10 protein-coding genes are annotated in these 15,466 nt (G+C 40.9%); 3 read left to right on the forward strand and 7 right to left on the reverse strand.

The window, feature by feature from the left end:
- The first annotated feature begins 111 nt into the window (after positions 1 to 111).
- Positions 112 to 1,299 carry a SpoIIE family protein phosphatase gene (locus V7K46_RS08400; protein ID WP_335112091.1) on the forward strand — a complete coding sequence of 396 codons (1,188 nt, stop codon included), beginning with the start codon at positions 112 to 114 and terminating at the stop codon, positions 1,297 to 1,299.
- Between the two features lie 304 nt (positions 1,300 to 1,603).
- On the opposite strand, the gene V7K46_RS08405 is transcribed toward V7K46_RS08400, so the two are convergent.
- The 6 genes from V7K46_RS08405 to V7K46_RS08430 all read right to left on the reverse strand — a co-directional run bounded on the left by V7K46_RS08405 (position 1,604) and on the right by V7K46_RS08430 (position 10,998).
- Entirely contained in the window at positions 1,604 to 1,930 is a 327-nt protein-coding gene (locus V7K46_RS08405) for an STAS domain-containing protein (RefSeq protein ID WP_335112092.1), read from the reverse strand.
- 610 nt (positions 1,931 to 2,540) lie between these two features.
- Complete coding sequence (locus tag V7K46_RS08410; protein ID WP_335112093.1) at positions 2,541 to 3,251, reverse strand: PIG-L deacetylase family protein; 711 nt, start codon at positions 3,249 to 3,251, stop codon at positions 2,541 to 2,543.
- Positions 3,252 to 3,312: 61 nt separating this feature from the next.
- Positions 3,313 to 5,298 carry a glycosyltransferase gene (locus tag V7K46_RS08415; RefSeq protein ID WP_335112094.1) on the reverse strand — a complete coding sequence of 662 codons (1,986 nt, stop codon included), beginning with the start codon at positions 5,296 to 5,298 and terminating at the stop codon, positions 3,313 to 3,315.
- A gap of 124 nt (positions 5,299 to 5,422) precedes the next feature.
- Entirely contained in the window at positions 5,423 to 6,907 is a 1,485-nt protein-coding gene (locus tag V7K46_RS08420; protein WP_335112095.1) for a DUF3131 domain-containing protein, read from the reverse strand.
- Positions 6,908 to 7,966, reverse strand: a complete 1,059-nt coding sequence (locus V7K46_RS08425; RefSeq protein ID WP_335112096.1) for a hypothetical protein — start codon at positions 7,964 to 7,966, stop codon at positions 6,908 to 6,910. It lies immediately after the preceding gene.
- 188 nt (positions 7,967 to 8,154) lie between these two features.
- A complete protein-coding gene (locus V7K46_RS08430; protein ID WP_335112097.1) occupies positions 8,155 to 10,998 on the reverse strand; it encodes a DUF3131 domain-containing protein in 2,844 nt (947 codons plus the stop codon).
- 717 nt (positions 10,999 to 11,715) lie between these two features.
- On the opposite strand from V7K46_RS08430, the gene V7K46_RS08435 reads away from it, so the two are divergent.
- Positions 11,716 to 12,258: a Uma2 family endonuclease gene (locus V7K46_RS08435; protein ID WP_335112098.1), complete on the forward strand. Its 543-nt coding sequence runs from the start codon at positions 11,716 to 11,718 to the stop codon at positions 12,256 to 12,258.
- A 225-nt stretch (positions 12,259 to 12,483) separates the two neighbouring features.
- On the opposite strand, the gene V7K46_RS08440 is transcribed toward V7K46_RS08435, so the two are convergent.
- Positions 12,484 to 13,923 carry a DUF3131 domain-containing protein gene (locus V7K46_RS08440; protein WP_335112099.1) on the reverse strand — a complete coding sequence of 480 codons (1,440 nt, stop codon included), beginning with the start codon at positions 13,921 to 13,923 and terminating at the stop codon, positions 12,484 to 12,486.
- A 564-nt stretch (positions 13,924 to 14,487) separates the two neighbouring features.
- Between V7K46_RS08440 and V7K46_RS08445 the strand changes: the two genes are divergently transcribed.
- The gene (locus V7K46_RS08445) at positions 14,488 to 15,036 is read left to right on the forward strand and encodes a hypothetical protein (protein WP_335112101.1); all 549 of its coding nucleotides are present in this window, start codon (positions 14,488 to 14,490) and stop codon (positions 15,034 to 15,036) included.
- Positions 15,037 to 15,466 lie beyond the last annotated feature (430 nt).

The raw sequence follows: 15,466 nt of genomic DNA on the forward strand, positions 1-15,466 counted from the left end.
ATCATATTCGTTAATTAGTTTATTTAATTTGAGTATTTTTACTATACATTAAAAACTAAATTGCATATAAGTTAAATGTAAAGCAACGATTTACTTAGAAAACTGTAATTTATGTTTAAAATTCTGGTTATTGATGATGACCCTATAGTGCGAACAGTATTAAAAAGAACACTCCAAAACCAGGGTTATGAGACTACTGTAGCCAGCAATGGCGAAGAAGGAATTACACAAGCACAACTGCTACATCCTGCTCTAATTATCTGTGACTGGATGATGTCCCAGCTAGATGGGCTAGAAGTGTGTCGTCGAATTAGAGCAGATCCAAAGTTGACAACTACTTTTTTTATTCTATTGACGGCTAGGGGAGCAGCTCGAGGAGAGGAGGAAGATAGAGTTAGGGGACTTGACGCTGGAGCAGATGAGTTTATCTCTAAACCAATAGAGATGAATGAATTGAAAGCACGGGTAAGAGCAGGACTAAGATTACACCAGTTAAATCAGGATTTACAAAGTCAAAAACAAGCTTTAGAGACACTCAATCAGGATTTACAAACCCAAAAGCAAATTTTGGAAGCAGAATTGTCTGAGGCATCTGCTTATGTGCGATCGCTTCTACCATCACCGCTTGTAGGATCAGTAACTACAGAAAATCTGTTTATTCCCTCAGCGCAGCTAGGAGGTGATTGCTTCGACCATCATTGGATTGATGAGGATAATTTGGCAATTTATTTGTTGGATGTATCAGGTCACGGGGTAGGTTCAGCCCTCCTATCAGTATCTGTGCTGAATATATTGCGATCGCAATCTCTACCAAACACTAACTTTTGTCAACCTAGTGAAGTATTGAAAGCGCTTAATCACGCCTTCCAAATGACAAAGCATGGTGATAAATACTTCACAATCTGGTATGGAGTTTATCACCGTCTTAAACGTCAACTCATTTATGCCAACGCCGGACATCCACCAGCTTTACTGTTATCTAATAGTACGAACAGCATCCAAGTTAAACAGCTAAGTTCTTTGGATCTACCTGTTGGCTTTTTAGCTGATGTCAAATTTGAGGATGCTATTCTTGAGATCGAAGAAAACAGCACTTTATACATTTTTAGTGATGGAGCTTATGAAATTAATCAGCCAGATGGTAAAATTTGGGGTATTGATGCTTTTATTGACTTACTAACTGAATATAGCCTGAAAGATACGTGCAACCTAAATCAACTATTAGCAAAGATTCTTACCTTAAATGCTCAAGATAATCTTGATGATGACTTATCTTTAGTAAAAGTTAATTTTAGCTAGTATAGTCAAATAAGCACAATAGACCCGTCCGAAAATAAAATAAGCCTAAAGATAAAATATAAAATTTTATCTTTATAAACTCTAAAATTTGCCTCCAATAGATTTTGGGTATTATACAGCATAATAAATCTTGTTGAAGTTCAAAGTTTGAAAATACTATTTTTTATCTTTAAACTATTATCAACTATGCCAAACTCTTATTCCTATATTGATTGAAGACATATAGGCAGGCTTGAAAACCCTTGTACAGATTGGGTTATAAATTTCTGGACAGGTCTATTCAAATGTTGTATTGTTTAGCAGCCTATTGTGTTGCTAACACTTGGCGATTGAATTCATCTTGATCAGTAAAGGTTTTAAAAATCCTATCCATTTTAGTCAACTCAAACAACATCCTGACTTGATCGCTAATAGAACAAACAAAAAGTTTACTGTTAGCATTTCGCACCATTTGCATTGCTGATACTAAAGCACCTAAACCAGAGCTATCGATAAACTTTACTTCTTTCATGTCAATTAACAAAATGTCAGCTCCGTTTGCCAGAATACCGCTAACTTCACGACGCAATTCATTACCTCTAATTCCATCTAAAATCCCAGTTAACTCTAGTACTTTTACATTCAAAGTCATGGTTTTATTTTCCTACTATTTGCTTTGAAAAATATATATTTATATTTTGGCATTGACATAAGTAAACCGCAAGAGATAGAGCAATAGTTTATAACCAATTAGTTCCAAAGAAAAAACACCACTTGCCAAAACTATTCGTACTTGTTGCCAGTTACTGTAAATTGAACCAGCTTTATGGTTTTTTGTGAAAGCTGAGAGTGGAGAATCAATTAATAATGCGTATCCGTTAGAGTTATTCGTCCTCCTATGAGGAAAGCGACGTACCAGTTTTAGCTCTCAAATTCAAATTATAAGTATTTTTGTGCAAAGGATATTAACTGTTGTCACTACGCTCAAGTAAAATGGAATGTCATGGATTTTATGACAGCAGCAACGAGTGCTGCACACACTGGTAAACTCTCCTTCTTTATTTCCAAAAGTTCCTGCTTCTTGTGAACAAGTAACAAACGTTGCTTAACTCCTCTTTTTCATACCCACTTCTTCACCTTTATTCAATCAGGTGGAATCGCTGAAATTAATCCCTGTAACTCCTTAATTCATTGAGATATATTGTGTTTTTATTTGTAATCACCCCGTGGTCAATTACAAAAGTTTTGTGTTTTATATGCAATTAGCTTTGTTTAATTGATTGGTAATTCTTATTTGCTATTGTAGTAAAAAAGCTAGCATCCACACATTGCCTGGAGATTTCAAAAGCTTCAAAATAACCATCTTTCTGACCTAACTCTCGTGCCCAAAAACGAGATAGAACCAGTATGGCATCAAGTTGCATAAATGTTTTATTTAACTCTGATTCATAACAACCAATAGCTGCAACCTTTTCCTCAATTACAGAGGTGATATTCACAAAAAAGTTTGGTTCAAAACCACGTAAAAAAACAGGTGGTGCTGAATACCATAAAGTTATATTTTTACGGGTAGCAACATTAGAAACTGCGATCGCACATATTTCATGATCTCTATGTCCATATTTTTCAGGTTGTGGTGCATGAGTAATAATCAAATCCGGTTGCCAACGCTCAATAGCATCTTCAGTAACTTTAATCACTGCTTGTGTAGAAAAATTATACTCCTCAAGTGCATAGAACTCGTAAGTTGCACCGATGATTTTACCCGCTGCATCTGCTTCTTGATGACGTGTACCCTTAACAGATGAACTGGAAAGACTGCCATCAGTCAAAATTAAGCAACGAATATTCCATCCTGCCTTGGACATTAGACTGAGAGTGCCAGCAGCAGGTAAAACTTCATCATCAGCATGAGCATAAATTGTTAAGACAGTTTGTTGACCAAAGTTGTTTGAGTCTGAATAAGTATTCATGGCTATGTTTTCTAGATTGGATTTATAAAAGAGTTAAGAGTTATTCTCCTTTGTGTCCCTCTTAGGCTTCTTTTGGAGGCTGCCAAACAGATGCGCGGATGATAACCGACAAAAGTAGTAAGTTATAGATAGCCCACGCACCATTGAGTAGGTGAACAAAAGGATTATTTAGATGACCAATTGCAAAGCAGTAAACACTCCATAATATCCCCAGAATAGTAAGGGTAAAGACAACTAACTGTGGCCAAACTAGTCGAAGATAAATACCGGATTGCCTTTGTTTAGGTGTGACTTGAAAATTAAGTTTTTGTCCTGTAAATACACTCCATACCGCTTGGATCAGCAAGGGAAATAAAGCGATCGCATATTGTTCAGAGCGCCAAACTTCTCTAGCTGGAATGCCCCAAGTAGCTGCTATGAAAGTAAGACGGTTGATAATAAAAGCTGGGAAAAAGTGGAGGGCAAAGTCAGAGCCGTAGGTTTTAACTGGAACAATGTCCGTAAAAAAATAGATAATTGGACAAGAAATAAAAACTAGAGTTGCAAAACCAGAGAAATAACTATACATCGTCTTAAAATATTGCAACCTTTGCCAAAACGTTAGCCCTGATTTTGTCAGTGGATTTTCCCTAACTAGCACTTGGATAGTTCCTTGTGCCCAGCGTAGTCGCTGTTTAAGAGTAGAACTCAGGTCTTCTGGCGCTAAACCTTGTGCCAAAAGTTCATTGTGATAAATAGATTTCCAGCCAGCACTATGCAGACGCATGGCTGTATTCATATCTTCCGTAATGCTATTACTTGATACTCCACCAACTAAATCGAATTCATCCAAACGTTTTTCATCTTTGGTAAATTCATCAGCAAAATTTTGCAGTCCTACACTAACTAATGCCTCACGCCTCAATATCGCATTTGTGCCCGTATAGAACGCAGCATTCATACCATCTTTACCTTGTTGAAGTGGTCCATAAAATAAATTTGCTCGATGTCCAAAAGGATCGTCTGGAGGAATATTGTAAAAATCCTGGCGGGTCTGTACAAAAGCAATTTTATTCTGGTCGTATTTTCCTGTTGAAAGATTATATGTATAAAAATAAGGCAGAACTCGCTTGAGAAAATTTGGTTTGGGAATGTGGTCCGCATCTAGAGTAACAATAAAATTTCCTGCTGTTTCTCCAGAAAAAATTGCGTAATTAATGTTGCCTGCTTTAGCATGATGCGCTACGCCAGGTGTCTTGGGACGAGCAATGTAGCGAAACCGGGAGAGTTCCACTAGTTCCAGTTCTTTGTTGCGAATAGCTTTTTCTAAGGCTTTCCGTTCGGTAGTTAGGCGATCGCTTATACTTTGATGATCTGGAGGTAACCAAAGTATAAACTGTTGCAGACTTTGCACAAATTCGATAGCCAACTGGTTAACTATTGGCTCTGATGATGATGTTTGCAGCCATTGTTCAGCGGCTTGAGTATTAGGTGTGAGATTTTCCAGTTGCTTCAGGCGCTGTAACAAACAAGAGTGTTCTGCATCAATTTGAGCTGCTTCTTGTTGTAGTTGTGGTGACTGCAAGTCCTCAATACATAATCTTTCTGTCATAGCCCGCATATCAGCAGAGTTACCATCATCAAGGACATAAACCCGTAACCTTGTTGGTGGGTAATCCATTGTCAGAGCAGCTTTGGCAGTTTCTTCGACAATTTTTGGTGACTCGTTGTAGCAGGTCACAAATACATCTACTGTTGGCCATTCGGATCTGGGTAGAGGTGGGGTCATCTGATCGAGAGACTTAATCTGTCGCACTAAAGGACGCCATAACCCAATTACAAACATTACGCCACCGAAATAGCTATAAATTTCTGCTATCAGCAAAGGAATAGAAATCCACAGCACATCAAAATTGATCGAATGGGTAATGCGCCATTGCAAATACCAGAACCCAAAAATTAAATTGATTTCTGCCAGGTAGCGAAATAACAGTGTTCTTTTTTTGAGTGATGAGCGACTATTGCCGGAAAAATTTGAGGAATTATCACTAATAGAAATTGAAGTCATCTTAGTACCAGTAAGAAATGTAAAAGGCTAGTGCAACGAAAAAAAGTGCTGAGTTAGGAGTTAAGAATTGGGAATTAAGAGTTAAGAATTGAGAATTAGGAGTTGTTAAGAATTTTATTTATTTCTACTGTCTCCCATGCTTTGGCTGGCTCCTTGCATCAAGCACCAGTGGATGTCTGCCTCTGGCTTGGTAAAGCAAACTTTCTAAAATGATCGCATTCGTATTAACGTCAACTGAAGCATTAACACCCAGTTTGGAGTTTTCATATCGCCCTGAAAGATAGCCGCGATTTTTATCGGCTAAATTTTGAGCAAAGTCTCGTAGCTTTTTCGTGTAAGGCTGATCTGGCATGAGAGCAAACCAAGAAAATGCTGCTTTCGTACTGACAAACCGGAATTGGGGATAGGCTTTTCCTGTAACGTTAACGGCTTGCCAAGCTTTCCCATTGGCGTAGACACTGTAATACAGAAAGTAAGGAGGACGATCCAACGAATCTTCATTTATAGCAGTTAAAATTCCAGTGCGCTTGAATCGTTGTTGTTGCACTTTGAAAAGATTTTGGACTTGAAGCTTGACAGCATCATTCCAACCCATTTCTAAACCCCAAAGCAAATAAGGATCATTTGTTAGATAGTTAGTAGCTCCAGAGTTTTTTAAATTCCGTTGATCGATTTGCAGAGTAATACCATCAACTTCAACCATCTTAACTGGTGGATTGGAGAGAGCATTAGTAGCTCGAATGTTCCACAGCTTTAAACTCTGAGCAGCATATTGCTCATAGCCTAACCGCCCTTCTTGTACTTCGAGAAGTCCACTTGCTTTAGGAATAGCACCATTTAACCAACCATCTTTGACAAGTTTCGATAGATTCCAGCGAGTCACGATGCGATTAATGCGATCGCTATATTCTGGATAATGCGATCGTATAACATGCAATCCTAATAAAAATCGCGCCATATCCAAGACTGACCAACCACTCATACCCTTGGGATCGGGGGTGTCATTGAGATGGCGCATTTCGGCAGTACGGGTACTATAAGCTTTATTAGGCAAACCAGTTGCAGGTAGCGGTAGTTTTTCCAACGTCTGTAGCAACGTGTTCATCCGCTGTTGAAATCTATATTTCGGCAGTAACCCTAACTGGTAAGCTGCATGAATTCCTAATAAGGCGCTACCCTGATCCCACCAAGTTGTCCACGGTAGGTTGTCTGCTGAATTTACTAAACCTGTTTGGGGATTCCAGTTACGCTCAAAATATTTCCAAGCCCGCCCGGCGGCAATTTGATCCGCTTCTTGGGTCAATCGTGGTAAAGAAGTTGTTGGCGAAGGAGTAACAGGTTTTTCCGGCGTAGCTGTTGGTTTTGGTGGTGTCGGTTTTGGTTTTAGCGGTAGTGGGGTGACTGTGATTGTGGGAGCAGTAGGTTCTGCAACGGTTTGTGGCCGTGGTGTTTCGACATCAGGGTTAAAGTTATCAGGGGCAGCAATGATTATAGATGGGGTAAGAGAGCATTGCCACGTCGCCGAACTCGGACAAAGCAGGAGTTGTTGATTTGTCGTTGTGTACAAAACTGATTGCAAAATCATGCTTTTAATAACGCTTGTTGCCATTTATATCTTCTTTGCCAACTCACCAGGGGATAAATAGCCGAAAGCCGGATTATTTGCCGCATCTTTATAACCAGCAGATTTGCCGCTATTACTGTTAATTGCCCAATCACATTCCTTATTAATATTGAAGTAAATGATGGCTTTTACACCCATTGCAGATAGCTGAGTATAGGAGTCTCTTAACCATTGGTCTTTGGCATTTTTTTGTAAACCCTTTTGCGTATTACTTGTACTAGCTGTTTGAGCGATGAAAATCGGCTTACTGCGAGCCATAGCTTTCATCCGCTTGATATATGGTTCAAAAGCCTCTTTGGGACTATTCCAATGTTTCCAAGAAGAGTTACTACAATATCCCCAGTTATATGAACTAAAGGCAACGACATCTACAGACTTGTCCCCAGGATAGTAGTTTTCAAAGCGATTTTCATTGTTTTCACTCCAACCATTAGGCGCAAATACCCAACGGATTGTCTGTGAAGATACACCAGCCTCTTTAAATATCTTTTGGATACGTTGATAAGCTAACTTGAAGTTCTGCGGGTCTTTGCTGTATGCTTCTCCAGTAATATTCATCTCTTGCAACGGCGCGATAAACGCCATCCGTCCCTCGCCTGCATTTGCCCAGTCAGCATAGGCTTTTGCCACTTTTTGCAGAGAACTATCTACGTCTCCCCTAGCAATCTGCGCTGCTGAACGAGTGGATTTGAGATTAATAAAGGCTGTGTATCCATTTTGCCTCAGTTGTTTTAGGGGAACTGGAATGTTGTAAGCAGGATTCGAGTCTTCGATATCTAAGAAAAATCCAGCAATAGAATGGCGCTTACCAACCCATTGATCGACTTGACGCAATTCACTGTCAATTTTACTTTGATCTCCTAGATAATCTGGGGCATAGAGTCCCAGCAGTACAGGAGTATTGGAAGCTGTTTGGTTGCGAATTTGGTTTAATTTTCGGTTTTCGAGTTGCCTTGGGGCATCAGTAACCGCCATTAGATTTTTATTTGCAAAGATGCTTCCTAGTAAAATTAGCATCATCAACGCCAGTCGTACCTTGTTCATAGATTTGAAGGAATAAACAGGGATTTTGAATCGAGATGTCTGTTGCTCGTGAAAGCTACTGCATCATGTACAAGTATTCCCAAATACAACTGATTAATAACAAACATAGCTTTGTAATTACAAACAGTCGGGGAGAAAGCCCACCCCTGCAAGGCGTGGGATGAGCTTAAAGTGAGGTGCGTGTCAACTTATTCTGTAACTTTTGTGCCAGTTACTAACCGAGTATTTTCGCTACCCGAAACCCAGTAACTTCCAGAAGAATCAGAAATTAACTTGATTTGTTGTGTGGTAGTGTTGGGTAGACCTCGCCCAGAATCACTTTTGCTAACTGCTACCCACCAAGGAGAGTTCATCGTGGTAGTCGGACGAATTAGGGGTTGTCGATTCATCACTTTGTATAGCAAGGATTGCAAAATCATACTGTTGGTGCTGCTGGTGAAACCAATTGCTGTTTTACCTGTGGCTTCATAGAAACCCTCATAAAAGCCGGCTAATGGATTGTATAAGTCGGTCGTTCCTTGCAGTAACTCTTGACCATACTTGTTTTCTGGAAGCAGGGCATGATAGGCAAAAGCGACTGCTGTACTTACCAATCGCCCCTTTGGTACAGTTTGCCCGTCATCTGCTAAAGCTGCCCAAGGCTCACCTTTTCCAGTAATTGTGCTGTGGACAGTGTAAGGTTTACGATCAATCAAAGTGGTGGCTGAGGCTGTGAGGGTGTTGGTGCGACGGTAACGTTCAGCTTGCGCCTGAAAAATTGGTTCAAAAAGCGATCGCATTTGTGGATCTAGTCCAAACTCCAGTGCATAGAGTAAGAAAGGATTGCTAACTGTGTATTGATTAACTTTGGAGTTAGTATCTGTGCGACGGCGTTGGATTGGTACTTTCACTCCCTCTACTGAGGCAGTTTGATATTCACCACCAATAGCAGAATGCTCAAGATTAAATCCCCATAACTGAAAAGCACGAGCTGCATATTCCTCATAACCCAAGCGGGTTTCAGGGTTGACGCGGGTAAGCGATCGCCCATCTTGATCTTTGGCGGTTATAGCACTGGAGAGAATACCTTCACGCACCACACGCAAGTATGACCAATCCAGCACAATTTTATCTACGGCAGCCGTGTATTCTGGATGACAGGTTTTTAAGTTGTAAAGCGCTGCTAGTATCCTGCCTAAATCTAAAGCTGACCAGCCGTTTCCTTCTGGAACTGGATTTCCACCATAATCTACTGGTTGGAGCGATCGCGTATCGTAACCCCGACCCGGTAACTCTTTAGCAAACAACGGTAACTTTGTCAATGCTCCTAAAAGATGGCGGGTGCGCTGGTCAAATTCTTTCGGCGTAATTATATCGAGCGATCGCGCTGCATGAAGTGCTGCAAGATAATCTCCTAAGCCCCAGAGAGTTGCGCCTTTGAAATCACTGCGATCGTCGATCAGCCCACTCTTGGAGTGATAATTCGCTTGAAAGTATCGCCAAGCCGCTTCCGCATAACGCCGTTCAATAACCGTCAGTGGTCGATCCATCTTCATCTGAGATGATGGTTTAGGGCTATCCACTGGTGGAATAGGTGCAACGGTCACTTCCGTAATTTTAGAAATATCCGCAGGGGTTGCAGTCGGAGTCGTAACAGCAGAATTCGGTTGATTTGGAGTTGGACTCGTAACAGTAGAATTCGGTTGATTTGAGGCTGTTGCAGGAGAAGCATTTTCACTGGGCTTGCCAGTAGACACACTTGCAGAAGTGGAAGCAATTAAGGGGTGATTTCCCTTAGCTTTGTAGTATAAAATCTCCAAAATTAGCCCATTAGTGTTACCTGTTAAAGCTTTATTGGGTTGTTTTGATTCTTCATAGATACCAGCATAGTAACCACTATCATCAGGACTGCGGAGATCCTTAACTGCATCAAAAACTTTTTGGGCATAAGCATTATCTGGAAAAAGATAACGCCAGCCAAAAGCAGCTTTTGTGCTGATGCTACGAAACTGTGGATAAGGCTGGTTGGCATCGGTAATAGTTGCCCAGTTTGCACCGTTTGCGTAGACGGTATTGTAAAGAAAATAAGGCGCTTGGTCAATATTGTCTTCTGTGACCGCAGTCAACTGGCCTGTGCTATCGTAACGCCGTTTTTGCACATCTAAAACCCTGGCAGCAAAATCAGCTAACTCACCTTGCAAGCCAAATTCAATCCCATCAAGGATATAAGACTCACTAACAACGTAATTATTAGCGTTGGTGCTTTTAAAATCACGGGTATCAACGGGAATTTGGACACCATTAATTTCGACTAAGTTAAACGGCTCAAAAGCAATAGCTTTTGGTGCAGAGAAACCCCAAAGTTGATAACCTCTAGCGCCGTATTCTTCATAACCAAGTCGTCCTTCTTGCACCAGTAACGTTTTGTTGTCTGGGAGAACAGTAGCGCCAAAAAGTTGTCCATCTTTGAGCGATCGCGCCACTTGCCACTTTGCTACAATTCCTTTGAGCCACTCATTATATTGAGGATGACAGGTACGGATGACATTAAACGCCGCAAGTATTCGCCCGACATCCAAAGCAGACCAGCCAATACCCCGCTCAAGGGGATTATTGCCATAATCAACCATTTGTGCGTTGGCTGCGTTATAGACTTTATTGGGCAAGGTATCTTCAAATAACTTCAGGCTGCTCAGAGTCGTTAAAAATTTGTTGAGGTGTGCATCAAAGTCTGCTTGGTCAGTAAGATTCAACCATCGTGCAGCATTCAATGCCATCAGATAGTTACCCATATCCCAGAGTGTACCAGAAGGATAACCCCCAGTAGAATTGGTAAATCCTGTTGCTGGCTGATAATTTTTGACAAAATATTGCCAAGCACCACGAGCGTAAGTTTGTTCCTCAGGGGTGAGTGGGGCTGTAATATTGCTACAAATACTGGAATTTTGGGATAAGACTGGTGTCGGCATGTAAAACAACAATTGCAGAAATGTTCCCACTAAGAACAATGCAATCCATCTCAACAGCTTTTGTTGACGGGGTTTGTATATCATAATGCAAAGATGGAGTTAGTAGTGTCATAGCCTGTCTGTACAGCTATATTCATAAATCGAGCTTTATTAGGTCTATTCTTTTCATAATGGCTTTATCGATTCAGTCGAGTAGCGCCAGCGAACAACATCAAATCGCGCACTTATGATAGATTTTTTATGAGTCAAGCGGATTACGAACACCTTGACCATCACGCTTTGGAATATAGGTTTTCTCAGTATTGTATGAATAATGTTTAAAGCGAATTACATCCTGAACCTGTTCCATCAAATTCTTCGGGTGTTTTTCCATAGTTTGATATCCAGAAAAAATCTGTATAGTATCTGACTACAGGATGATAGTCGTAAAAATTATAAATATCAGGGTGAATTATACGGAAATTTTCTATATTGTTTACTTAAACGGGGTCTGTATACGGAAAAAGTTTGTATATTGCCCAAAAATTGCATTGAAGTTATAACTTCTCCAGAAATGTTACGTAGAGGAAAAAGCTTGATTTAAATGTCTGATGATTCGCCTTAATGCAGTTTTGTAAAAATTTATTGAGCAATAAAACCTGCTCTAGTTGCAGTAGTCTAACAAGTGGTTGCACCAGAAGGCCTTAATATGGCTGGTTGAGTTGCAAAGCTTAACTGCGTTTGATGTCGATTGGGGTACTTCTGAGTCAAGCAACTATAAAATTAAATTAGGTTTATCACAAGAATGTGAGCAGTTCTGCTATGAAGACGTTGGCTAAATGGTCTGTAAACGACTATCATCGCATGGTTGAGGCAGACATTCTGCGTGGTCGTCATGTGGAATTGCTAGCAGGCGAAATTGTTGAGATGAGTCCAGAAACCCCGATTCATTACACTACAGCAAAACGAGGTGCAAAATATTTAGAAGAGTTGCTGTCAGGTAAAGCTGATGTTCGTTTTAATGGGCCCATTACACTATCCAACTCAGAACCCGAACCTGATATTGCAATTGTTCGACTTCCAGAATCATCCTACAATGATCGCCATCCTGCTCCTCAAGATATTTTCTGGATTGTGGAAGTTGCCAAGACAAGCTTAAAGAAGGACTTGGATATCAAAGCTGTGATTTATGCAACAGCTGCAATTCAGGAATATTGGGTTCTAGATTTATCTACTAAGCAGATGATTGTGTTAAGGAACCCTCAAGATGGTAAATACCTTGAAGAACATACTATTGGAGAAGGAATGATTACACCACTAGCATTCGCAGACGTTTCAGTTTCTGTTAAGAGGCTTTTATCATGAGGCGATTACACTAGCCCAACACTACTGTGAAGCTGACAGTTCACCTGCACTTATAACATATATGTGATTTTGTTTACTATATTTTCTGCTATTTTTGCAGTTATGAGTTGATGCATACCTTGAACATTGCTCCGGCGATGTCTACGACAGGCTATTTGGCGTCGCTCGAATTCATACTTCTATGCAACGCCAGTTTTTTCATTACTTTAGAATCTTAGCTGTAAGTTATGGTGTTGTGATAGCCCTTTCGGTTGACTTCTGGCTTCTGACTCCTGCCCACACAGTAAGTGGTTGTCCAACTTGTTTATACAGCAAGCTTTCTAAAATCACGCCATTATTGTTGGCGGTGAGAGTTTTATTCGGCTGACGCAGGGATTCATAAAAGCCATTGTACCAGCCATCCTTAGAGTTAAGGTTAACTTGGACAAAATCAAATAACTGCTTGGTGTAAGTAGTATTGTAAAGCACATGCCAACCGATCGCAGCTTTGGCACTAAGGAATCGCAAATCATTGTGCTGTTGTCGAGTATCTGTGATGGTTGCCCAAGGTTCTCCATTGACAAACAAGCTACTGTAAACAAAGTATGGAGGACGATCCAAGTTGTCTTCGGTAACGGCAGTTAATTGTTTTGTCGCTTCATAACGCGCTGCTTGAGCGGCCAAAATCCGATCAGCATAAGCTTTAGGCAAAGATTGAAACCCAGTTTCGATACCATCTAAAATATAGGGTTCGCTAAGAACGTAGTTATTCGCTCCAGAGTTTTTATAGTCCCGTTGGTCGTAAGGAATTCCCTGTCCGTAAAGATTAACAAAGGCAGTATGGGACTCATAATCCAAGGCTTGCTTAACATCCAAGCCCCAAAGCTTTAAACCATAGGCAGCATAATTTTCATACCCTAAGCGACCTTCTTGGTTATATTGTTCTTTGCCTTCAATAACGGCAGTACCGTACATTTGTCCATTTTTGGTAAGACGGTTGACTTGCCAATGTTTCCAAACATCTGTGGAAAGCGATCGCAACTGTGGATACTTTGCCCCGACAATTTTTAGCCAGATTGCCATCCGCCCTAAATCGATGGCTGACCAACCAATTTCTTCGCGTTTTTCTAGTTGACCATAATTAACCGGTATAAGGGTTTTTGCATTGTAGACCTTGTTGGGTAGTTCACCTTTGTATAAGGGCATAGATGCCAGGGTTTTCAACATTTTGCTCATTTTTGCTTCAAATTCAGCCGCAGGCACAATATTGAGTTCTTTAGCACTGACTAAGGCTGCGATCGCTGCTGCTTGATCCCACATCGTCACAGACTTAAAACCATCGACAGAATTAACTAAGCCAGTTTCATTGTTCCAGTTCCGCTGAAAGTACAACCAAGCCTGACGGCCAGTTGCAGTTTCCTCTGGAGTTAATGATCCGACTCCAGGGGCAACATAGGGAGTCTTAGCTTCTGTTAGTTGGCTCTTAGTAATAGGTGTCCCTTGCAAAACTATAGATTTTGCATCAAGACTGGAAGTTGATATTTTAGATTTTGCTATGGGAACGGTCTGAGAAAGTTGCTTAGACCAAAAATTTAAAATTGCGATCGCTATTACAGCGGTAACAACTCCTCCTACAGAAGCTAGTATGGACAAACTCTTAGGTGGTGGTTGAAAATCAGAACTCATACGGATTAAAGCCTCATAATTGTAAATTAGTGTTATAGCAATGGTCAGACAGCTTAGGGGATTAGCAAATCGAAGAGAGCAGCTCTGACAGCTATCCATAGCAGACTTGTCCTAACCAGGATGGCAGGGGCTATACTTGCGTAGTTTCACCAAATACATTTTTCCCAACTTTTAAATCTAACTAACAATGACATTCTATTTATTGATGAAGCCTGTCAGTATCTCGCTCACTTGCTCAAAATAAGACTATTTACCAAAAAGAAATTTCCCTGACTAAGAAAGCCATGAAGCAAGTCGAGTCTAGATTACAGCGAAATCCACTTTTCCCCAAATGGGATATCTTGATTCAACCACTTTAGCTGGTAATTTCTTTTTAAAAAATCACCTAAATTATTTTTTCTCACTTGTGAGAAATTCAAGCTAACATTACAATGCAGCCGACTGACATGAGATCCTAATGGTGCATCAAAGACCTCAGTAGCCGCTGATTTGAGACGTTATACAGATGTCGCAAGAGGTCTACGTATGGACAAAGATCAACTTAAGCGGGTTTTGACGGAGCGGATGGCAATCGGTCCTGATCAGCCGTGGTTTGAGTCTAGGGTAGATCCCATCGACCAGTTTGTGCCTCCTGACTTCACGTTGAGCCAGATTTTCTTCACACAACAAACCGCTTCCACGCTCGTGTGTGCGCTGGATGTATACGCGAATCCCTGTTGCCTTTGTACACCTCGGCTTGCAGCCGAATGGTCTCGACGAGGGCGTCGGGTCACGCTTCTAGACATCGACCCGAAATTTGCCGAATTCGCGGATTTCCTCCCTTATGATTTGCGGGAGCCGCAGCCGATTAACCGAGAATTTGATGTGATTGTCGTTGATCCCCCGTTCTTCATCCCTGAGCCAGTGCATCAGGCGATTAATATTCTAACTGGCGATCGCCGACCGGATCTATTCTTGGTATTTGCCGTCGAACACGAAGCAGAACTGCTGCGGCTTTTTGCCGAGTATCGACTCCAACCGACAGATTTCAATCTGCGCCATAGCAATGTAAAAGTTAGTCACCAGCCGTTATTTCGGTTATACGGTAGTCAGCCCAATTTGGTCTGTAGGTGAGAACTATGCGGCTAAACCAGGCGCTGCACCTGACTGGGCCTGCCATACTAGTTTCGGCAGCATCAAGCTCTTGCGGCGACCCAGCCTTTTCAACGCGAACGAACTAGTAAAATCAAATCTGAAACCTTCTGCCGGTCTGGTATCTGGAGTCAGACTTCAATGTATCCTCAAGAGATTCGACGAGTTGTGGTGTGAAAATGTTACCGTTCATCTTTGAACAATTTGTACAAGAAAGTCCCGTAACTGTAATGGCATGAGCAGCCTATGTCAATTAATTAAGGGATTTTCTATTAGGGAAAAACCGCAGATAATGACTCAACGAGCCATAAAGGTTTTTAGACACGTCCGGAATATTAACTAGGTGTCAAAAAAATGGTAGAACGGGATTTTGACCGTCTACCAAAATGAAAAATCCACTTCATTATATTCA

The sequence above is a fragment of the Nostoc sp. genome, assembly GCF_036917395.1.
In the GTDB taxonomy this organism is placed as follows: domain Bacteria; phylum Cyanobacteriota; class Cyanobacteriia; order Cyanobacteriales; family Nostocaceae; genus Nostoc.

Excerpts from the sequence above, each read along its gene's own strand:
- V7K46_RS08400 (WP_335112091.1), top strand. The coding sequence starts at position 112 with ATGTTTAAAATTCTGGTTATTGATGATGACCCTATAGTGCGAACAGTA.
- V7K46_RS08405 (WP_335112092.1), bottom strand. The coding sequence starts at position 1,930 with ATGACTTTGAATGTAAAAGTACTAGAGTTAACTGGGATTTTAGATGGA.
- V7K46_RS08410 (WP_335112093.1), bottom strand. The coding sequence starts at position 3,251 with ATGAATACTTATTCAGACTCAAACAACTTTGGTCAACAAACTGTCTTA.
- V7K46_RS08415 (WP_335112094.1), bottom strand. The coding sequence starts at position 5,298 with ATGACTTCAATTTCTATTAGTGATAATTCCTCAAATTTTTCCGGCAAT.
- V7K46_RS08420 (WP_335112095.1), bottom strand. The coding sequence starts at position 6,907 with ATGGCAACAAGCGTTATTAAAAGCATGATTTTGCAATCAGTTTTGTAC.
- V7K46_RS08425 (WP_335112096.1), bottom strand. The coding sequence starts at position 7,966 with ATGAACAAGGTACGACTGGCGTTGATGATGCTAATTTTACTAGGAAGC.
- V7K46_RS08430 (WP_335112097.1), bottom strand. The coding sequence starts at position 10,998 with ATGATATACAAACCCCGTCAACAAAAGCTGTTGAGATGGATTGCATTG.
- V7K46_RS08435 (WP_335112098.1), top strand. The coding sequence starts at position 11,716 with ATGAAGACGTTGGCTAAATGGTCTGTAAACGACTATCATCGCATGGTT.
- V7K46_RS08440 (WP_335112099.1), bottom strand. The coding sequence starts at position 13,923 with ATGAGTTCTGATTTTCAACCACCACCTAAGAGTTTGTCCATACTAGCT.
- V7K46_RS08445 (WP_335112101.1), top strand. The coding sequence starts at position 14,488 with ATGGCAATCGGTCCTGATCAGCCGTGGTTTGAGTCTAGGGTAGATCCC.